Here is a 19,816-nt window from a genome sequence, read left to right as displayed (position 1 = left end):
GGCTAGGCCCCCAATCGGGTGAGCAGGTTCGAAAGGGCTTCGACCGCATCGATTTTCGCGGTCAGATAGTCGTCCGGCTTGGCGGCCGCCTCCGCGACCGCCTTCTCCGGTCCGGCGAGGTAGATCCGGGTCAGACCGGCCGCGCGTGCGGCCGCCACCACGTCGGAGGCATCGGTGCCGTACCGGGCATCGGTACCGCAGAGCACGGCGGTGGTGAGTCCGGCCGCCGCAGCAGCCACTCCGGCGGCGTCGACGGTGCCGGGGTTGACCGCCTCGATGCCGCCCGAGGCCAGCAGGTTGGCGGCGAAGGTGGTGCGGATGTTGTGCTCGGCGAGCGGGCCCAGCGGGAGTAGCAGCACCTGTGGGCGAGCGCCGTGCGCACGCAGATAGGCATCCGAGCGATCGCGCAGCGCCTCGAAGCCGGCGGCGTAGCGCACCACCGAATCGTCCTGATCATGTTCGGGCAGAGGAGCTTCCGCGAGATTCGGGAACTCGTTGACGCCGGTGAGCGCCTTGCGGCGGTGCGCGATGTCGGCGGCCCTGCGGTCCCGGATGTCGGCGATCTGACCGACCAGGTGATCCCGGGCCGAGACGAATCCGCCCCGGCTCTCGATGTCCTGGAAATGCGCCCAGGCCTGTTCGGCCAGGCTCGCGGTGAGGTCTTCGACGAACCATGAACCACCGGCGGGATCGAGCACCCGGCCCAGGTGTGACTCCTCCAGCAGCAGCAGCTGGGTGTTGCGCGCCATCCGGCGGGAGAAGCTGGTCTTGGTGCCGGCGAGTCCACCGGGGATCGCGGAGTCGAACGTCTGCACCAGCACGGTGTCCGCACCCCCGACACCGGCCGCGAACGCGGCGACCGTGGTGCGCAGCATGTTCGTCCACGGGTCGCGCTGGGACATCATCGGTGACGAGGTGACCGCGTGAATGGTGGCATCACCGGCGTCGGCCGCCCCGACCACCTCGGCGACCCGGGCCCACAGGGTCCGCGCGGCCCGCAGTTTCGCAATCGTCAGGAACTGGTCGTCGTCCGCGGCGAACCGGAAGCTGATCTGCGCGACGGCCTCGGTCGCCGGCATCCCGGCCTCGGTGAGGGCGCGCAGGTAGGCCACACCGGCCGCGATGGCGCCGGCCAGCTCCCAGGACGCGCTGGCGCCCAGGTTGTGCAGGGCCGGTCCGTCGACGGTGATCGCCCGGACCCCGCCCCGATACTCGGCGGCCTTACCCGCCGTGGCGATGACCTCGTCGAGGGGGGCCGACGGGGCACCCGTCAACGCTGCCGTCAGCGGGTCGGCGCCGAAGTCGATCGACAACCTGGCGCGCTGCTCGTCGTCGAAACCCGAGACGAGGGCCAGCACCGCGTCGCCGGCGGCGGCGTACTCGGTGCCGGCGTCCAGAATCACCGGCACCAGGTCCAGGAACACGCCTTCGAGCAGGCGATCCAGTTCGGCGGCACCGACCCGCAGCACCAGCGCGCTCACCCCGTCGGCGAGCGCACTCAGTACCGCACCGTTGCCTTCGGCCGCGGTGGGCTGCCCGGGCAGCGGGAACACCTCGGCGACCTTCCAGCCGGCCCGCACATCGCGCAGCGCGTCGCCGCCCCGGGTGAACGGCCACTGACCCGGCAGCGGGGACTCGGCACGGCCGTCCAGGCTGGTGTAGAGGGGACGAACCGGGAATCCCTCGTAGGTGGGTGAGTCGAGCAGACGTTCGGGCTCGGCGGGCAGCTCCGCAGGATCCTTGCGGCTGCTCTTCGCCAGCACACCGGCCACTCCGGAGCGCCAGCGCGCGCGATCCGATTCAATGACGCTCGAGGACACTCGCGGCTCCTGGGGTTATCGCGGGTTGGGGTGAAGCTCGGGGCAGCCTGTCTGACCTAGTGAGACTAGCCAGCTGTGACCGGCCGCTTTCACCTGAGGCTAAATGATCGGTATCACGGCAGGGTACGGCGGGCAAAGGCTACTGATCAGTAGCGTCATCGGCGGCACCGTGCGGCGCCCCGTAGGCTTGGCAGACGTGAAACCCGCAGGCAGCCCGTTCCGTACGGTCTGGGCCGCAGTGACGTCGGCGGCGACGCAGCTACCCCGTCGGCGGGTGCTGGTCATCGCGGCCGCGATTGTGATTCTCGTCGCACTGGCGGTGCTGGTTCCGCTGCCGACTGCCGTTCAGCTCCGTGACTGGGCGACCGCGGCCGGTCCGTGGTTCCCGTTGGCGTTCTTCGCCGCACATGTGGTGGTGACGGTGTTCCCCTTTCCGCGCACCGCCTTCACGCTCGCGGCCGGCCTGCTCTTCGGCCCGTGGCTGGGCGTGGCCATCGCGGTGGTGGCGAGCACGCTGAGCGCGGTGCTGGCCGTGGTGCTCGTCCGCGCGGTGGGGTGGCAGCTGAACCGGTTGGTCGCGCATCCCCGGGTGGCCACCCTGGATGCCAGGTTGCGCGAACGCGGCTGGGTGTCGGTGCTGTCGATGCGGATGATCCCGGCCGTGCCGTTCTCGGTGCTCAACTACGCGGCCGGCGTCTCCGCCGTGCGACTGGCGCCGTACACGCTGGCCACGATCGTCGGGCTGGCGCCGGGAACCGCCGCGATCGTGATCCTCGGCGACGCCTTGACCGGGAACATCAGCCCGCTGCTGTTCCTGGTGTCACTGTGTACCGCCAGCCTCGGTATCGGCGGGCTGGTTTACGAGATCCGGGCGCATCGGCACCACCACCGATCACAGGATCCCGACGGCCATCCGGCCGAGGCGCAGCAGAACTAGGCGGCGCGGTCGAAGGCGGTCGACACGGACCGCAGCGGCACGACCGCGGCCGTGCGGCTACGCGCGGTGCGCGTGTGCAGGGCGATGAACGAACCCGAACGGACGACTCCCAGGGGGCCCGGACCCGCGAACCGCGAGATCCCCGAGGCCTGCAGCACGAAGTTCGCCTTCGCCTGGCGGTAGCCGATCCGTACGCCGAGCACGCTCACCACCAGCAGACCACCCACGCCGGGTAGCGCCAGCGCGGCGAGTGCGGCGATGGACACCGGCACGAGCAGCTTGCTGACGGCACGCTCCAGGACCGAGGCCATCGAGCCGGCCGAACTGGCGCCGTGCAGCGACACCGGGGTGGCCGGAGCCAGGTCCTGGCTGAGCCCGGCCGAGACGGTACCGGCGAAGGTGGGCGGCGGTGTGACGGGTCCGGCGGGGGCCGCGACCGTGGTATCGACGGGCGCCGGTGCCAGCAGGGCGGGCAGCAGGTCGATGGGCGAGACGGCGGCGGGTGCGGTGACCGCGGGCAGCCGGACGCCGCCGGCGACGGTGGTGGTGGTGACCGGGTCCGTCGGGGCCGGGAAGCCGAGCAGCGTCGTGAGATCGCTGGGGATCTCGGTGATGGTGGTAACCGAATTCCCCAATGAGGTCAGCACGGACTGCACCGTCTTCAACACATCGCCGACCGGGTCCGTGGACTTGGGGAGCGCGGCGAGCAGCGCCGGCAGCGCATCGACGGCGTCCTTGACCGAGTTGGCCGCGGAGTGCACGGATCCGGATACCGACTCCGCGATCGGGATCACCGGCAGCGGCTTCAGTTTGGGGACGGTCAGAGCCGCCGCCGTGGATTCCTCGGTCGTCGGGGTGGCCGGCGTGGTGGTCGACGACGGTGTGGTCGTCGACGACGGCGTGGTGGACGACGACGGTGTGGTCGTCGACGACGCCGTGGTGTCGGTGGCGGCTGGTGTGGTGGCCGCGGTCGGTTCCGGCGCGGTTGTGTCCGGCGTGGCAGTGTCCGGTTCGGCCGCCGCGGTCGGTGCCGTCGAGGGTGCCGTTGACGGTGTCGCCGTGCTCACCGTCGAGCCGGCCGTACCGGATTCGCTGGACTGCTGTGGCGAGCGCGGCTTGGGGAAGATGGTGACCTTCGGACCCGGCTGCTTACCGCCCGCCCCGCCCAGGGCGCCAGTGAAGTCGCGGACCGTGGTCCGCACCCTGTCCTGCAGGACGCCGGCAATACCGCCGACCGGCCGCGGGCTCTTCGTGGTCGAGTTCGTCGAACTCGCACCGGCGCCGGTCTGCGAGGCACCGGTGCTCGTGCCGGTCTGCGAGGCCGTTCCGCCGCCTTCACTGCCGGTATCGGCGATCGCCACCGCCGCACCGTTGAGGAAAAGAGTGGCCGACAACGCACACACGCCCACAACACCGCGCATACGCGTCATGACATGCCACCCCTGTTTCGCCGGTCGCCGAATACCGGCCACTATCTGCTTGACCCTAAACAGCAATCATAAGATATGTCACCGCGGGCAAATTATCGATGCGTTCAGCAAAATCTCGGTGAACCCACATAGATCGGTCACCCCTCCGTGACCGGGCCGGGACCGGCCCCGCGAGCCCCTGCTCCGACCACCGAACCGCCCGGCATGGCCTTTGCCCGGTCACCCAGCCGATCCGGGCGCGCCGCTACGCGCGGTGTGACCCGCCCGGGAACTGGCCGGGAAACTGCTGAGTGGGACCGTCGACCGCGGCGGCCGGCGGGGTGGGCGGCAACGACGCCGGAGGTGGATTGCTGCCCAGCGGCGGGGTGCTCGAGCGGGCCTCGGCCTCAGCCTTCGCGACGGCCCGGGCGATCTCCGGATCGGTCTGGGTGTCGAACCAGTCGGCCACCTCGGCCGCATCGTCCTCGTCCGACTTGGCCGGGCGGTCGTCCACCGGCGACGGCGTGTAGCGGAACACGCCATCCTCGCCCGGGGCGCCCAGCAGTTTGGTGAATCCCTGCAGCGCCGCACCGAAGTCGCTGGGCACCAGCCACACCTTGTTCGCTTCGCCCTTGGCCATCTGCGGCAGGGTCTGCAGGTACTGGTAGGCCAGCATCTCCGGGGTGGGACGGCCGTTCTTGATCGCCGCGAACGTCTTCTCGATGGCCTTGGCCTGGCCCTGCGCCTGTAGGTAGGCCGCGGCACGCTCACCTTGGGCCCGCAGCATCCGGGACTGCCGATCCGCCTCGGCCGCCAGGATCGCCGCCTGTTTGGCACCTTCGGCCGACAGGATCTGAGCCTGCTTCTGGCCCTCGGCCGCCTTGATCGCCGATTCCCGGCTGCCTTCGGCCATCAGGATCATGGCGCGCTTCTCGCGGTCGGCGCGCATCTGCTTCTCCATCGACTCCTGGATCGACGGCGGCGGATCGATGCTGCGCAGTTCGACGCGGGCGACCCGCAGACCCCAGCGGCCGGTGGCCTCGTCGAGCACGCCGCGCAGCTGTCCGTTGATGGAGTCGCGCGAGGTCAGGGTCTGCTCCAGCGTCATACCGCCGACCACGTTGCGCAGGGTGGTGGTGGTTAGCTGCTCGACACCGACGATGTAGTTGCTGATCTGGTAGACCGCGGCCTGCGGGTTGGTCACCTGGAAGTACACGACGGTGTCGATGTTGACCGTGAGGTTGTCCTCGGTGATCACCGGCTGCGGCGGGAAGGACACCACCCGTTCACGCAGGTCCACCCTGGCCCGGATCTTGTCGACGAACGGCAGCAGCAGGGTCAGCTGACCGGACACCGTCTTGCTGTACCGGCCCAGTCTCTCGATCACCGCGGCCTCGGCCTGCGGTATCAGCGCCACCGATTTGGCCACCACGACGATGGCGAACAGCACCAGCACGGCCAACAACACGAGGCCGGCAACAGCACCCTCCATGGCAGATCCCTTCCCGAGCTCAGATGGACTTGTAGACGACGGCGGTCGCGCCGTCGATGTGCATGACGGTGACGTGCTCGCCGGGTTCGAAGACATCGTTGTCGTTCAGCGGCCTGGCCGTCCAGACCTCGCCGTCGAGTTTGATCTGGCCCTCATGACGAGCCACCGTGTCGAGCACGAGTGCGCTCTTACCTTCAAGCGCCTTCACCGGCTCCGGCAGCCCGGTCCCCGCGGTGAACCGGCGCCGAAGCGCGGGTCGCACCAGCACGACCAGCAGCACCGACACCACCAGGAAGACCGCACCATCGGCCCAGATCGGCCAGTCGAAGAGATAGCTGGTACCCGTCGCGGCCAGCGCGCCGCCGCTGAGCATGAGCAAGAAGAAGTCACCCGTCAACGCTTCCGCGCCGGCAAGGGCCAGTGCCGCGACCAGCCAGATCAATGCGGGCATACCCCGAAGCCTAGCGTTTTCCGACCCGGGCGCGGGCAATCCGGCCGTATGCCCGACGGGCAATTACACTGCGAGCATCATGTGGTGTCCGAGTGCTTCGCTGTCCGTCTGGGTGAACTCCTGGCTTGCCGGGGTCGCCGCGCCCGATGACGTCTTGGATGCGTTATCCCAGTGGGCGCCAAAGCATTCGGTGACCGCATACGACTCGGTCGCCGCCGGCTCCACCGGCCTGCCCTGGCCGGACCTGTTCCATTCCGGCACCATGTCGCTGCTGCAGACAATGCGCACCGCGGCCGGCCCGCCGGCCGGAAGCCCGACGCTGACGCTGGTGCTGCCGGTCCCCGGTGATGTCCGCGGGCTGCCCGCGGGCACCCAGTTCCAGCGCGACGCCATCACCGTCGGGGAGGCGATCATCATCGGCCGCGATCCGGCCAACGGGGTCGGACTGGTGCCCGAGTTCGACTACGAGGACCTCGACGATCCGGACTTCGAACCCGATCCGATTTCCCTTGCCTGGACGGTGTACTCGGTGCCCGCGGCCGCCCCGAGTGACCACGCCGACCTGGGTGAGGCCGAGTACTCCCTGCGGTCGGCGGTGCGCTCGGCCGCCGATGCGCTCGGTGCGCTGCGCGCCGGAGCGACCGCAGCCGATGTGGACGACCCCAGGGGCATGGTGGAACAACTGCTCGAGGCCACCCGTCTGCACCGCGCACCCGGACACGCCCCCGAACGTGCACTGCGCGTGCTGGAGAACGCCGCGCATGTCGACGCCATCATCACCGTCAGCTCCGGGCTGATGCCCATCGGGCTGCAGACGTCCTCGGAGATGCAGATCGCCAGTGACACCCTGCGGCCGCTGGCCTCGGTGGTGCGCACGGCACGGCTGGCAGCCGTACGCACGATCCTGGACTCGGCCTGGCAGGGCTGAGACTCAGAGATCCCGCGGGCAGGTCAGCGCACACGGTATCCCGTTGACGCTGAATCCGTGGCCCGGCGCAGGATCCGGGCCCACGACGCGCACCGGCTCGCGGCCGTCGCGCAGCTCGGCCATCAGCTCGACGGCCAGCCGGGCATACCGGGGATCGGCGTTGGGGGTGGCCGCCCTGGTCAGTTCGACGCCCAGCTCGTCGGTCACCTCGCGCAGCTCGGAGTCCAGATCCCACACCACCTCGATATGGTCGGCGACGAAGCCGATCGGGCATACCGTGACCGCGGTGACCCCACGCTGAGCCAGCGCTCGGACATGGTCGGTGACATCGGGTTCCAGCCACGGCACCTGCGGCGGCCCGGACCGCGACTGCCACACCAGGTCGTAGTCGGCGACGCCTGCCGCGGCCGCCACCAGGCTCGCCGCGTAGGCGACCTGACGGCTGTAGAGCAGCGGGCCGTAGCGTTCGTCGGCGGCGATCGGAATCGAGTGCGCGGTGAAGACCAGCCGCGATCCCGGCGACGCGGAAGCCAGTGCCGCCCGGACATATTCGGCGTACATCTCGATGAACAGCGGGTGGTCGAAGTACTGCCGCAGCTTCACCAGTTCCGGCGCGCGCTCCCCTGCCGCGGCACGACCCCGGGCGATGTCCTCGACATACTGCCGGCAGCTGGAGTAGCCGCCCCAGGCCGAGGTGGTGAACACCGCGGCCCGGCTCACCCCGTCATCGCGCATAGCCGCGACGGTGTCCTCGACGTACGGCTCCCAGTTGCGGTTGCCGAAATACACCGGCAGGCCCGGTAATTGGAGCCGCAGTTGTTCGATCAGCGCGCGGTTGATGCCGTTGATCGGCGACACTCCCCCGAAATGCAGGTAGTGCTCGGCGACCGACGCCAGCCGTTCACGCGGGATGCCGCGCCCTCGGGTGACGTTCTCCAGGAACGGCATGACCTGCTCCGGTCCTTCGGGTCCGCCGAAGGAGAGCAGCAGCAGCGCGTCAAACAAGGGAGCAGTCCATTCTGTTCTTACAGCAACTGGGTGCTGGCGCCGCCGTCGGCGTAGATGATGCTGCCGGTGGTGGCGGGCAGCCAGTCCGACAGCAGCGCGACGACCGTCTTGGCCACCGGCGTCGGATCCTTCATGTTCCAGCCGATCGGCGCGCGCTGATCCCAGCCCTCTTCGAGCAGCCGCATCTGGTCGCCGGCCTCGGCGCCCAGCGCGCCGCCGACGATGGCGGCCATCGCCAGGGTCCGGATCGGTCCGGCCGCAACGAGATTGGACCGCACCCCGAACGGACCGGCCTCCCGTGCGACAAAGCGGTTGACCGATTCGAGTGCACTCTTGGCGACCGTCATCCAGTTGTAGGCCGGCATGGCGCGGGTCGGGTCGAAGTCCATACCGACGATGGAACCGCCGGAATTGAGGACCGGCAGGGTGGCCTTGGCCAGCGACGCGTACGAGTAGGCCGAGATGTGGATGCCCTTGGCGACATCCTCGTAGGGGGCATCGAAGAACGGGTTGATGCCCATGCCGGTCTGCGGCATGAAGCCGATCGAGTGCACCACACCGTCGAGCTTGTTGCCCTCGCCGATGACCTCGGTGATCCGCCCGGCCAGCGAGTCCAGGTGCTCTTGGTTCTGCACGTCCAGCTCCAGCAGCGGCGCCGGGTTCGGCAACCGGTCCGCGATGCGCTGGATCAGCTTCAGCCGGTCGAACCCGGTCAGCACCAGTTCGGCGCCGGCCTCCTGGGCGACCTTGGCGATGTGGAACGCGATCGAGCTGTCGGTGATGATCCCCGTGACGAGGATCCGCTTGCCTTCGAGAATGCCTGACATGTGAAAGTCCTTACTGTTCGCGCGAATTCGAGAAGTTGAAGGGGTCTTCTAGTGGCCCATGCCCATGCCGCCGTCGACGGGGATCACCGCACCGGCGATGTAGCCCGCATCCTCCGACGCCAGGAAGCTGACCGCACCGGCGACCTCTTCGGCGGTGCCGACCCGCTTGGCCGGGATGAATTCCAGGGCACCGGCCTGGATCCGCTCGTCCAGCGCCCGGGTCATCTCGGTGTCGATGTAGCCGGGGGCGACCACGTTCGCGGTGACACCGGCCTTGGCGAGCTCACGCGAGATGGATCGGGCCATCCCGATCAGGCCGGCCTTGGCGGCCGCGTAGTTGGCCTGATTGCCGATACCCCACATGCCCGAGACCGATCCGATGAAGATGATCCGGCCGAAGCGTTTGCGCTGCATGCTGCGCGAGGCCCGCTGGGCCACCCGGAACGCCCCGGTGAGATTCGCGTTGATGACGTTCTCGAAGCGCTCCTCGGTCATCCGCATGAGGAAGGCATCCTGAGAAATGCCGGCATTGGACACCAGCACCTCGACCGGACCCTGGTGCTCCTCGACCTCTTTGAAGGCACGGTCGACGGCGTCGCTGTCGGTGACATCGCACACCACGCCGAACAACCCCTCCGGTGCACCGGATCCACGGTGGGTGACGGCGACCTTGTGACCGTCCTCGGCGAGCCGCTGGGCGATGGCCAGGCCGATACCCCGGTTTCCTCCGGTGACCAGCACGGAACGGGACACGAAAGCCGGACGGTGGGTGGCGGCTTCTGACATCACGGCGTCACTCATGGCGACAAACCTATCGTCCTGCCGGTTGTTCCTAGAAATCGCGGTGATCGCACTCAGCCGGGCAACCTGCGGTTGATCAACAGCGCCGCCAGCGCGGACAGCGCCAGCACCAGCGCACCGAGGCGCAACCAGCCCATGCTGGCCTCACCCTTGATGGTCTCGTAGCCGATCTGCTGCTGCAGCGAGGTGAACACCGCCTTGAGCTGTTCCAGGCTGGACGCGGTGAACGCCTCTCCCCCGGACAGGTCGGCGATCTTCTTGAGCATCTCGTCGTCCACCGGTACCGGCTGGCGCTGGTCGTTGATCTCGACGTAGCCGTACGGCGTGCCGAACGACACCGTCGAGATCGGCACACCCTGGTCCTTGGCCGTGCGCGCCGCGGTGTAGGCGCCCTTCGGGTTGTCCGGGTTGGACGGCACCGTCTCCTTGCCGTCGGACATCAGCACGATGCGCGCCGGCGGCGGCTCGTCACCGCCGCCGATGACGGCCCCGACGGTGGCGATGGCCTGCAGCGCGGTGAAGATGCCCTCACCGGTGGCGGTGCGGTCGGCCAGCTGCAGTTTGTCGATGCCGTTCTTGGTGGCGTCCCGGTTGGTGGTCGGCGAGACCAGCACGGTGGCGGTACCGGCGTAGGCGATCAACCCGAGGTTGATACCGGGTGTCAGCTGATCGGCGAACTGCTTGGCCGCCTCCTGTGCGGCGACCAGCCGGCTGGGGGCCACATCGGTGGCGCGCATCGACTGCGAGACGTCGATCACCAGCATCACCACGGCGCGGTTGCGCGGGATCCGCACGTCGTGGGTGGGCCCGGCCATCGCGACGGTGAACAGCAGCAACGACGCCACCAGCAGCAGCGCGGGCAGATGACGCCAGCGGGTGGGCTGCTTGGGCGCCACCTTCTCCAGCAGTTCCATGTTGGCGAAGCGCAGGATGCGCTTCTTGCGGGCCTTCTGCACCACGATGTACAGCCCGACCAGGCCCGCGATCACCAGCAGGAACAGGAAGAACCACTTGTGTTCGAAACCTGTCAGCGACATCGGTCCGAGCAGCGGTAAATTCATGTGCGGCTTGCCATTTCCTTCTATCTAGCTATCTAGCGCGGGCGCTCATCGCGCAGCCAGTGCGCCGCGGCGTCGATTGGCGACGAACCGGACCACATCGGCGATCCAGTCCCGGTCGGTGCGCAGGGTCAGCAGCGGAGCGTCACAACGGCGCAGGGTGCGGGCCACCTCGGCGCGATGTGCGGCCGCCGCCGCGGCGAAGTCGTCGCGCAGCTTGGCATCGATGGTGAATTCGCGGGTCACCCCGGTTTCGGTGTCCTGCAGGATCACATCGCCGATATCGGGCAGCTCGACGTCGCGGGGATCGATGATCTCGATCCCCAGCACCTCGTGCCGGCCGGCGATGGCCCGCAGTGGCCGCATCCAGTCGATGGGTCCGAGGAAATCGCTGATGATGACCGCCATCCCGCGCCGGCGTTCCGGACGGCGCAACGCGTCGATGGTGGCGGCCAGGTCACCGCGCACCCCGGGCGGCGCCTGCGGTGTGGTCGCGATGGCCCGCAGCAGTTCCTGTTCGTGCAGCCGACCGGACAGGGCCGGGACGCGCCGCAACGTGTCACCGTTGGAGATCAGCGCGCCGAGCCGGTTGCCGCCGCCACTGTTGAGGAAGGCGATCGCGGCGGCGGCGGCCACCGCGAGATCGCGCTTCTCGCAGCCCGCGGTGCCGAAGTCCAGGCTGGCCGAGACGTCGACCACCAGCCAGGTCTCCAGCTCGCGGTCGGCGATCATCTGCCGGACGTGCGGATGGGTGGTGCGGGCGGTCACCGACCAGTCCATCCGGCGCACGTCGTCACCGGGCTGGTACATCCGTGACTCACCGGCTTCCGAGCCGGGGCCGGGGATCAACCCGAGATGGTCCCCGTGCAGCACCCCGTCGAGCTTGCGGCGCACCGTGAGCTCGAGTTTGCGCAGCGCGGCCGAGAGCTGCGGGTCACGGATCTCGCCGCGTCGCAGCGACGGCAGATCGACGTTGTGGCCGGGCGAGTCGGTCACCGACCGCTGGCCGCCGCCGCGGCAGGAATTCCGGGAGGTGCCGAATGCCCTTGCTGCGGAAGGGCATTCACCTGAGGCAGGCCAACCGTCTGCAGGATGCGGTTGATCACCGTCTCTGAGGAGACCTCGTCGGCCAGCGCGTCGTAGGTGAGGACCAGGCGGTGGCGCAGCACGTCGGGGATGACCTCGACGACATCCTGCGGGACGACGTAGTCACGCCCGCGCACCAACGCCAGGGCCCGGGACGCCGAGATGATCCCCAGCGAGGCGCGCGGTGAGGCGCCGTAGGCGATCCACGCCTTGGCATCCGGCATACCGAACTTCTCCGGCTCGCGGGTGGCGGTGACGACGCGGACCACGTAGTCGACCAGCGCGTGGTGCACGAAGTTGTTGGCCGCCACCTCCTGCAGGCGCAGCAGGTCCCCGGTGTTGAGGATCTGCTTGGGCTCCGGGGGTTTCACACCCATCCGGTAGATGATCTCGCGCTCTTCCTCCGGCGACGGGTAGTCGACGTTGAGCTTGAACAGGAAGCGGTCGCGCTGCGCCTCGGGCAGCTGGTAGACACCCTCCTGCTCGATCGGGTTCTGGGTGGCCATCACCAGGAACGGGCTGGGCAGCGGGAAGGTCTTGCCGCCGACCGAGATCTTGCGCTCGGCCATGACCTCGAGCAGGGCCGACTGCACCTTGGCCGGCGCGCGGTTGATCTCGTCGGCGAGCAGGAAGTTGACCACGACCGGACCGAGCTCGATATCGAACTCTTCCTTGCCCTGGCGGTAGATCCGGGTACCGACGATATCGGTGGGCACCAGGTCGGGGGTGAACTGGATACGGGCGAAGGTTCCGCCGACCACCTTGGCGAACGTCTCGACGGCCAGCGTCTTGGCGACACCGGGCACACCTTCGAGCAGCACGTGACCCTTGGCCAGCAGCCCGACCAGCATCCGCTCGACCAGCTGGTCCTGGCCGACGATGATGCGCTTGACCTCGAAGATGGCGCGCTCGAGCGTGTGCACCTCGTTCTGCAGCCCCGGATTGTTCGAGGCGTTCGCGGAAGCCTGCGGGGCCGTTTGGGCTGGCGCTCCGGGCGGGTAGCCCTGCGTCGGGGCCGGGCCTGGGTAGCCTCCGGCGCCCTGCGGCGGCCCACTCGGTGACGTCATCTAGCTTCCTCCCACAGTCGTTGTCATGCTGGTTAACCCTGGACTACCAGGGCGGCCGCCGGTGTGGCGACACGCCCGCCGTCAACTATTCCAGGCACTTCCTGATCCGTCGACGCCCCGGGTGCCCTGCTCAGGCTGTCCTCAGGTTGGGTGGGCCGCGATCAGGATTCGATGATGCGCACCAGGTGCGGTGACATACCGGCCATCCGGACCGGGCTGACGGTCACCCTGCCGGCGCTGCCAGAGGCTTCGAGCATCTTGCCGCCGCCCAGGTAGATCGTCACATGCTGGCTGCCGCCGGGCCCGTAGAAGATCAGGTCGCCGCGCTTGGCCTGCGACGGTGCGATGGGCCGGCCGAAGTTGTACTGGTCGCCGGAGTACTTGGGGATCTGCACCCCGACCCCGGCGAACGCGTACCGGGTGAATCCCGAGCAGTCGAACCCCATCTTGCCGGCGTCGTAGTCGACCCCCGGGCCGGGACCGGTCAGGGTGCCGCCACCCCAGGAGTACGGCACGCCCATCTGGGAGCCACCGCGGCGGATGACGTATTCGATGGCGGCGGGGCCGCGCACCCGGCCGCCCGGCAGGGTCGCCGCGGACTTGGGTGCCAGCCCGATCGTCTGGAGGAACTGCTGGCCCAGATTGGAGGTGGTCTCCAGCGCGATCTTGCTGACCTGGAAGCCGGCGTTGGCCATGGCCACCGGGTCACCGGGGGCGCCGGAACTGACGATCTTGGGCAGGGTGGGATCCCATCCGCCGTCGTCGGGTGCGGCCGTCGCAGACGCCCCGGAGAGCACGGTGCCGACCGCCAGCGCCGTCCCGGCGAGTACCGAGGCGACGGCCAGCTTGAGTCGAATTGCTTTGGAGCGCTTGAAGAACACAGAGATCCCTAGATCAGTATTCGATGTAGCGGATGACGTACGGGGTCATACCGCCGGTTCGCACCGGGGAGACCTTGACGGTGGAGCCGGTGTAGGGGGCTTCGAGCATCTGCCCGTTGCCGAGGTAGAGGGCGACGTGCTGGCTGCCACCGGGGCCGTAGAAGATGACATCGCCGCGCCGCATCTCCGCCGACGGGATCTTGCGGCCCATGTCGTACTGCGACCCCGAGTAGTGCGGCAGCTTGATGCCCACCCCGGCGAAGGCGTAGAGGATCAGGCCGGAACAGTCGAATCCGGTGGTGCCGGCCCCGGAGTCGATACCGCGGCTCGGCCCGGCGGCGTTCCCGCCACCCCACGAGTAGGGCACGCCCATCTGGGACGTGGCCCGTTTGATCACGTATTCGGAGGCCTGGCGTCCGTACACCCGCGGGATGGCGCCGTTGTTGGTGTAGCCGCTGGGCGTCGGGATCAGCCCCAGCTTCTGCAGGAACGTGCGGCCCATGTTCGCGGTCATCTGGGCCGAGGAGTTCATGATGCCGAGAACCGCGTTGATGATCTGGATCGGATCACCACTGACGAACGCGCTGGGGATCATCGGCAGCGTGGTGTCCCACTGGCTGGTATCCGCGACGGTGGGGGTCTTGCCCGGTGCCCGGTCCCAGTCCGGCGAGGAACCGGCCGACGGCGCCGGCGGGCCCGAGGCGACCGCGGACGGCACGGCGGATACCGCCTGCGGCCGTGCCGCAGCCAGCTTCGCTTGCGCCGCAGCGCGTTCGGCGGTCAGCTTGTCCAATTCCTGCTGCTGGGTGCCGAAGGTCTGCTTGGCCTGGGTCAGGCTCGCGACCGCGGCGTCCTGGCTGGATTGCGCGTCGGCCGCGGCCTTGTCGGCGGCGTCCTTGGCCAGCCTGGCGGCCGACTCGCGGTTGATCTGCTCGGTGCGGGCCCGCTGCAGATCCGCCATCACCTGCTCGGAGCTGACGGCCAGCGCCTGGCCGGCCGCGGCGGTGCGCAGCGCCTCCGCCGGGTCGGCGGCGGTCAGGTAGGACGCGGATGGCCCGTTCACGTAGGTCGCCGCGGCGAATGTGTCGAACCGCTTCTGGGCGTCGGCGATTCGCGCGTCGGCGTCGGTGACACCGCGACGGCTCTCGTCGAGCCTCTGCTGGGCGAGGGTGACGTTGTCACGCGCGTTCGCGACGTCGACGAGGGCCTTGTTGACGCTCTCCTGTTGGGTCTGCACGGCCGCGCCGAGATCCTGCAACTTCTGGTCGGCGTCGGCCACCGCAGCGACCAGCGCGGCGGTCCCTTCCGGGCTGCTCGGCTCGGCGCCGGCGATGGCCCCGTGGGGCATCGTTCCGGCCAGCAGCACGCCCAGGGTAAGGGGAATCGCGCACGCTCGCCCGCACAGTCGGGAGGCGCCAGGGGTGCGTCTCATTGGACTCAAGTCTCCTAGGGCTCGACGCGAACGTCACGGCACATCACGCAGTGCTTGCACTCGCTTCTGCAGTCACCTCAGTAGTCACATTCGACACTTGGACCACAGTTGCAACAACAGCACTGTTTGCACCGTACGTCACAGCTCACGCTAAAGAAACTTTAGTAACAAATTACATGAATGTAATTGAATGCGCCGTGACCGAACGGTGATATTCGAATTCACCGAGGTCAAAGACGCCATTACTGCGACGTACCGGCGACCTTCTCGTCAGCAACGCTGCGACGGCTACGAACTTGCAGGACACGGACGCCAACCGCCGCCACAGCTACGCCCAGCACCAGCGCGATGGTAAACGGCGTCCAGGGAAAGTCCGGTGTCGACAACTGCGTCACGAAATTCTTTGAAGATTGGACGGCATCCCCGGTTTTCGCCAGATCCTGACCGGCTTCCAAGGTGACCCGGTCATAAACCGGACTGTAGGTACCGGCGAAGCCGGGACTGATCGCGAGCACGGTCGATCCCGGGTAGGCCTTACCCACCTGGGTGGCGATATCGCGCAGCGGCGTATCGATCGGCGGACTGGTCGGCAGCACCACCAGCTTGAGGTCGATACCCTGCGCCTTGGCGTCGGCCACCACCTGTGCCAGGGCCGCGGGATCCGCCGACGCGGGTGCGCTCACCCCATCCTCGCGCACATCGGTCAGCACCTGCGTCATGCACTGGTCGACCGGGGTCGCCAAGCCGAGACCGACGGTGGAACAGACATCGGGTGGGATGTAGGCAGGCACGAGCGGTGATGTCACGTGCCAGACGGTACGCGAAATTCACCCAACCGACTGGCAGCACGCGCGCGAGAAGACAAGACTGGGAGGGCCCCTGGGTCGATTACCAGGACAAGCGTACTGTTAGGATTATCGGCGCCGTCGACACAGCCCGTCGCGGCGAGACTAGCCGGGAGTTGATGTGAGTAACGAAAATACGGCCAATTCGTCGGCCAATTCATCTTTGAACTCTTTCGGGGCCCGCGACACCCTCACCGTGGGCGACAACAGTTACGAGATCTACCGCCTGGACGCGGTACCCGGGACCGAGAAGCTGCCCTACAGCCTCAAGGTCCTGGCCGAGAACCTGCTGCGCACCGAAGACGGTGCCAACATCACCAAGGAACACATCGAGGCCATCGCGAACTGGGATCCGTCGGCCGAGCCCAGCATCGAGATCCAGTTCACCCCCGCCCGCGTGCTGATGCAGGACTTCACCGGGGTGCCCTGCATCGTCGACCTGGCCACCATGCGTGAGGCCGTCGCGACCCTCGGCGGCGACCCGAACAAGGTCAACCCACTCTCCCCCGCCGAGATGGTCATCGACCATTCCGTCATCCTCGATGTGTTCGGCAACGCCGGCGCCTTCGAGCGCAACGTCGAGCTCGAATACGAACGCAACGGCGAGCGCTACCAGTTCCTGCGCTGGGGCCAGGGCGCGTTCGACGACTTCAAGGTCGTCCCCCCGGGCACCGGCATCGTGCACCAGGTCAACATCGAATACCTGGCGCGCGTGACCATGGTCCGTGACGGGGTGGCCTACCCCGACACCTGTGTGGGCACCGACAGCCACACCACGATGGAGAACGGCCTGGGCGTGCTGGGCTGGGGCGTCGGCGGTATCGAGGCCGAGGCGGCCATGCTGGGCCAGCCCGTCTCGATGCTCATCCCGCGCGTCGTCGGCTTCAAGCTGACCGGTGAGATCAAGCCCGGCGTGACCGCCACTGACGTGGTGCTGACCGCCACCGACATGCTGCGCAAGCACGGCGTGGTCGGCAAGTTTGTCGAGTTCTACGGCAAGGGTGTGGCCGAGGTGCCACTGGCCAACCGCGCCACCCTGGGCAATATGAGCCCCGAATTCGGTTCCACCGCAGCGATTTTCCCGATCGACGAAGAGACGATCAACTACCTGCGGCTGACCGGGCGCACCGAGGAGCAGCTGGCCCTGGTGGAGGCCTACGCCAAGACGCAGGGCATGTGGCACGACCCCGATCACGAGCCGGCCTTCTCCGAATACATCGAGTTGGACCTGTCGACCGTGGTGCCGTCCATCTCCGGCCCCAAGCGCCCGCAGGACCGTATCGAACTGACCGACGCCAAGAACGCCTTCCGCAAGGACATCCACAACTACGTCGAGGAGAACCACCCGACTCCGGAGACCAAACTGGACGAGGCGGTCGAGGAGTCCTTCCCGGCCAGCGATTCCGTATCACTGTCCTTCGCCGACGACGGGGCGGTCGACGCGCGCCCGTCGGCGGCCAACGGCGCCGCGGGCCGCCCGTCCAAGCCGGTCACCGTGCGCTCCGAGGAGCGCGGCGAGTTCGTGCTCGATCACGGCGCGGTCGTGGTCGCGGGCATCACCTCCTGCACCAACACCTCCAACCCGACGGTCATGCTCGGTGCCGCGTTGCTGGCCAAGAAGGCCGTCGAGAAGGGGCTGACCTCCAAGCCGTGGGTCAAGACCAACATGGCGCCCGGTTCGCAGGTCGTCACCGACTACTACAACAAGGCCGGCCTGTGGCCGTACCTGGAGAAGCTGGGCTACTACCTGGGCGGCTACGGCTGCACCACGTGCATCGGCAACACCGGGCCGCTGCCCGACGAGATCTCGGCGGCCATCAACGACAACGACCTGTCGGTGACGGCGGTGCTCTCGGGCAACCGCAACTTCGAGGGCCGCATCTCCCCCGACGTGAAGATGAACTACCTGGCCTCACCGCCGCTGGTGATCGCCTACGGCATCGCGGGCACCATGGACTTCGACTTCGAGACCGATCCGCTCGGGCAGGACACCGAGGGCAACGACGTCTTCCTCAAGGACATTTGGCCCACGGCCGCCGAGATCCAGGAGACCATCGCCAGCTCGATCAACCGGGAGATGTTCACCGACTCCTACGCCGACGTGTTCAAGGGCGACGAGCGCTGGCGCGCACTGCCGACGCCGGAGGGCAGCACCTTCGAGTGGGTCGACAGCTCCACCTACGTGCGCAAGGCGCCGTACTTCGACGGCATGCCCGCCGAGCCGGTGCCGGTCAAGGACATCACCGGTGCGAGAGTTCTTGCCCTGCTGGGCGATTCGGTGACCACCGACCACATCAGCCCGGCCGGTGCGATCAAGCCGGGCACCCCGGCCGCGCAGTACCTGGACGCGCACGGTGTGGACCGCAAGGACTACAACTCGCTGGGGTCGCGCCGCGGCAACCACGAGGTGATGATCCGCGGCACCTTCGCCAACATCCGGCTCAAGAACCAGCTGCTCGATGACGTCTCCGGTGGCTACACCCGCGACTTCACCCAGCCGGGCGGTCCGCAGGCGTTCATCTACGACGCCTCGGTGAACTACCAGGCGGCCGGCATCCCGCTGGTGGTGCTGGGCGGCAAGGAGTACGGATCGGGTTCCTCGCGGGACTGGGCGGCCAAGGGCACCACGCTGCTGGGTGTGCGCGCCGTGATCACCGAGTCCTTCGAGCGCATCCACCGGTCGAACCTGATCGGCATGGGCGTCATCCCGCTGCAGTTCCCGGCGGGTGAGTCGGCGGCGAGCCTGAAGCTGGACGGCACCGAGACCTTCGACATCACGGGTGTCACCGCGCTCAACGAGGGCAAGACCCCGAAGACCGTCAAGGTCACGGCCACCAAGGAAACCGGGGAGACGGTCGAGTTCGAGGCGGTGGTCCGCATCGACACCCCCGGTGAGGCCGACTACTACCGCAACGGCGGCATCCTGCAGTACGTGCTGCGCAACATGCTCAAGTCGAACTAGGTAGCGGCACACCATGCCGCGGGTCACCGACGACCATCTGACGGCACGCCGGCGCCAGATACTCGACGGTGCCCGCAGGTGCTTCGCGGAATACGGGTACGAGAAGGCGACCGTGCGGCGGCTCGAACACACCATCGGGCTGTCGCGCGGCGCCATCTTCCACCACTTCCGCGACAAGGACACCTTGTTCTTCGAGCTGGCCCGCGAGGACGCCGAGCGGATGGCCGAGGTGGCCTCCCGTGAGGGCCTCATCCAGGTGATGCGTGAGTTGATCGCCGCGCCGGATCAGTTCGATTGGCTGGCCACCCGGTTGGAGATCGCCCGCAAGTTGCGCAACGACCCGGCGTTCCATGCCGGCTGGGCGGAACGGTCGGCGGAGTTGTCCGCCGCGACCTCGGAGCGGTTGCGGCGGCAGAAGAAGGCGGGCCGGCTGCGCGATGACGTGCCGGGTTCGGTGCTGCAGAACTACCTGGATCTGGTGCTCGACGGGCTGGTGGCCCGGCTGGCATCCGGTGACACCACCGAAAACCTCAGCGCGGTACTGGACCTCGTCGAGGAGTCGGTGCGCCAGCGCGGCTGATCCGGTCAGCTCATGGCGCGCCGGTGGTTCGGCCCGCCACGACTGCGCATGGTGGTGCCGGACTCCCGCAACATGCTGTGCACAGACCCGTACGAGCGGCCGGTGATCGCCACCAGTGAGCGGATACTCGCACCCCGCTCGTAGGCCGTGCGCAGGTCGTCGAGCACCTGGTCTCGGGACTTATTGCTGTCGTTCATCGGATGACTCCCCACTTCTGCGAATGCATCCCGCG

General features: G+C 68.2%; 18 protein-coding genes. 4 read left to right on the top strand and 14 right to left on the bottom strand.

The features are described 5' to 3' along the window. Nucleotides 1–2 precede the first annotated feature (2 nt). Nucleotides 3–1,820 carry a methylmalonyl-CoA mutase small subunit gene (gene mutA, locus FHU31_RS14660; protein ID WP_263988077.1) on the bottom strand — a complete coding sequence of 606 codons (1,818 nt, stop codon included), beginning with the start codon at nt 1,818–1,820 and terminating at the stop codon, nt 3–5. A gap of 196 nt (nt 1,821–2,016) precedes the next feature. On the opposite strand from mutA, the gene FHU31_RS14655 reads away from it, so the two are divergent. Further along, nucleotides 2,017–2,757: a TVP38/TMEM64 family protein gene (locus FHU31_RS14655; RefSeq protein WP_263988078.1), complete on the top strand. Its 741-nt coding sequence runs from the start codon at nt 2,017–2,019 to the stop codon at nt 2,755–2,757. On the opposite strand, the gene FHU31_RS14650 is transcribed toward FHU31_RS14655, so the two are convergent. From FHU31_RS14650 to FHU31_RS14640, 3 genes are all read right to left on the bottom strand, one after another. After that, nucleotides 2,754–4,187, bottom strand: a complete 1,434-nt coding sequence (locus tag FHU31_RS14650; protein ID WP_167159359.1) for a hypothetical protein — start codon at nt 4,185–4,187, stop codon at nt 2,754–2,756. The two genes, FHU31_RS14655 and FHU31_RS14650, sit on opposite strands and share 4 nt — an antisense overlap. Nucleotides 4,188–4,431: 244 nt before the next feature. After that, the gene (locus FHU31_RS14645; RefSeq protein ID WP_090357974.1) at nt 4,432–5,658 is read right to left on the bottom strand and encodes an SPFH domain-containing protein; all 1,227 of its coding nucleotides are present in this window, start codon (nt 5,656–5,658) and stop codon (nt 4,432–4,434) included. Nucleotides 5,659–5,677: 19 nt separating this feature from the next. Beyond that, the gene (locus FHU31_RS14640; RefSeq protein ID WP_167159358.1) at nt 5,678–6,109 is read right to left on the bottom strand and encodes an NfeD family protein; all 432 of its coding nucleotides are present in this window, start codon (nt 6,107–6,109) and stop codon (nt 5,678–5,680) included. A gap of 79 nt (nt 6,110–6,188) precedes the next feature. Here FHU31_RS14640 and FHU31_RS14635 point away from each other — a divergent pair, with 79 nt between their 5' ends. Beyond that, on the top strand, nt 6,189–7,037 hold the full coding sequence (locus FHU31_RS14635; protein WP_167159356.1) for an Rv1486c family protein: 849 nt from the start codon (nt 6,189–6,191) through the stop codon (nt 7,035–7,037). 3 nt (nt 7,038–7,040) lie between these two features. On the opposite strand, the gene FHU31_RS14630 is transcribed toward FHU31_RS14635, so the two are convergent. From FHU31_RS14630 to FHU31_RS14590, 9 genes are all read right to left on the bottom strand, one after another. Further along, a complete protein-coding gene (locus tag FHU31_RS14630; RefSeq protein WP_167159354.1) occupies nt 7,041–8,042 on the bottom strand; it encodes a ferrochelatase in 1,002 nt (333 codons plus the stop codon). A gap of 20 nt (nt 8,043–8,062) precedes the next feature. After that, nucleotides 8,063–8,872, bottom strand: coding sequence for an NADH-dependent enoyl-ACP reductase InhA (inhA, locus tag FHU31_RS14625; protein ID WP_167159352.1), 810 nt, complete (start codon nt 8,870–8,872; stop codon nt 8,063–8,065). A gap of 48 nt (nt 8,873–8,920) precedes the next feature. Then, a complete protein-coding gene (fabG1, locus tag FHU31_RS14620) occupies nt 8,921–9,673 on the bottom strand; it encodes a 3-oxoacyl-ACP reductase FabG1 (protein WP_167159350.1) in 753 nt (250 codons plus the stop codon). A gap of 53 nt (nt 9,674–9,726) precedes the next feature. After that, nucleotides 9,727–10,734 carry a VWA domain-containing protein gene (locus tag FHU31_RS14615; RefSeq protein ID WP_167159348.1) on the bottom strand — a complete coding sequence of 336 codons (1,008 nt, stop codon included), beginning with the start codon at nt 10,732–10,734 and terminating at the stop codon, nt 9,727–9,729. A gap of 45 nt (nt 10,735–10,779) precedes the next feature. Continuing rightward, on the bottom strand, nt 10,780–11,727 hold the full coding sequence (locus FHU31_RS14610) for a DUF58 domain-containing protein (protein WP_167159346.1): 948 nt from the start codon (nt 11,725–11,727) through the stop codon (nt 10,780–10,782). Continuing rightward, nucleotides 11,724–12,884 (bottom strand): chaperone MoxR1, encoded by a 1,161-nt coding sequence (moxR1, locus tag FHU31_RS14605; protein WP_167159344.1) that lies wholly within the window; start codon nt 12,882–12,884, stop codon nt 11,724–11,726. The genes FHU31_RS14610 and moxR1 overlap by 4 nt, the downstream gene beginning before the upstream one ends. Nucleotides 12,885–13,045: 161 nt before the next feature. Beyond that, a complete protein-coding gene (gene ripB, locus FHU31_RS14600; protein ID WP_409371235.1) occupies nt 13,046–13,765 on the bottom strand; it encodes an NlpC/P60 family peptidoglycan endopeptidase RipB in 720 nt (239 codons plus the stop codon). Between the two features lie 13 nt (nt 13,766–13,778). After that, nucleotides 13,779–15,197: an NlpC/P60 family peptidoglycan endopeptidase RipA gene (gene ripA, locus FHU31_RS14595; protein ID WP_167159343.1), complete on the bottom strand. Its 1,419-nt coding sequence runs from the start codon at nt 15,195–15,197 to the stop codon at nt 13,779–13,781. Nucleotides 15,198–15,439: 242 nt separating this feature from the next. Further along, on the bottom strand, nt 15,440–16,003 hold the full coding sequence (locus FHU31_RS14590; RefSeq protein WP_167159341.1) for an Rv1476 family membrane protein: 564 nt from the start codon (nt 16,001–16,003) through the stop codon (nt 15,440–15,442). A 160-nt stretch (nt 16,004–16,163) separates the two neighbouring features. Here FHU31_RS14590 and acnA point away from each other — a divergent pair, with 160 nt between their 5' ends. Continuing rightward, entirely contained in the window at nt 16,164–19,004 is a 2,841-nt protein-coding gene (gene acnA, locus FHU31_RS14585; RefSeq protein WP_263988079.1) for an aconitate hydratase AcnA, read from the top strand. Nucleotides 19,005–19,017: 13 nt separating this feature from the next. Then, nucleotides 19,018–19,584 carry a TetR/AcrR family transcriptional regulator gene (locus FHU31_RS14580; RefSeq protein ID WP_167159339.1) on the top strand — a complete coding sequence of 189 codons (567 nt, stop codon included), beginning with the start codon at nt 19,018–19,020 and terminating at the stop codon, nt 19,582–19,584. Nucleotides 19,585–19,589: 5 nt separating this feature from the next. Here the strand turns inward: FHU31_RS14580 and FHU31_RS14575 are convergent, their stop codons facing one another. After that, the gene (locus FHU31_RS14575; protein ID WP_167159337.1) at nt 19,590–19,781 is read right to left on the bottom strand and encodes a helix-turn-helix domain-containing protein; all 192 of its coding nucleotides are present in this window, start codon (nt 19,779–19,781) and stop codon (nt 19,590–19,592) included. Between the last annotated feature and the right edge of the window lie 35 nt (nt 19,782–19,816).

It is taken from the genome of Mycolicibacterium fluoranthenivorans, assembly GCF_011758805.1.
GTDB lineage: Bacteria > Actinomycetota > Actinomycetes > Mycobacteriales > Mycobacteriaceae > Mycobacterium > Mycobacterium fluoranthenivorans.
Note: the sequence above shows the minus strand (reverse complement) of the source record. Positions and strands in the feature narration are given on the sequence as shown.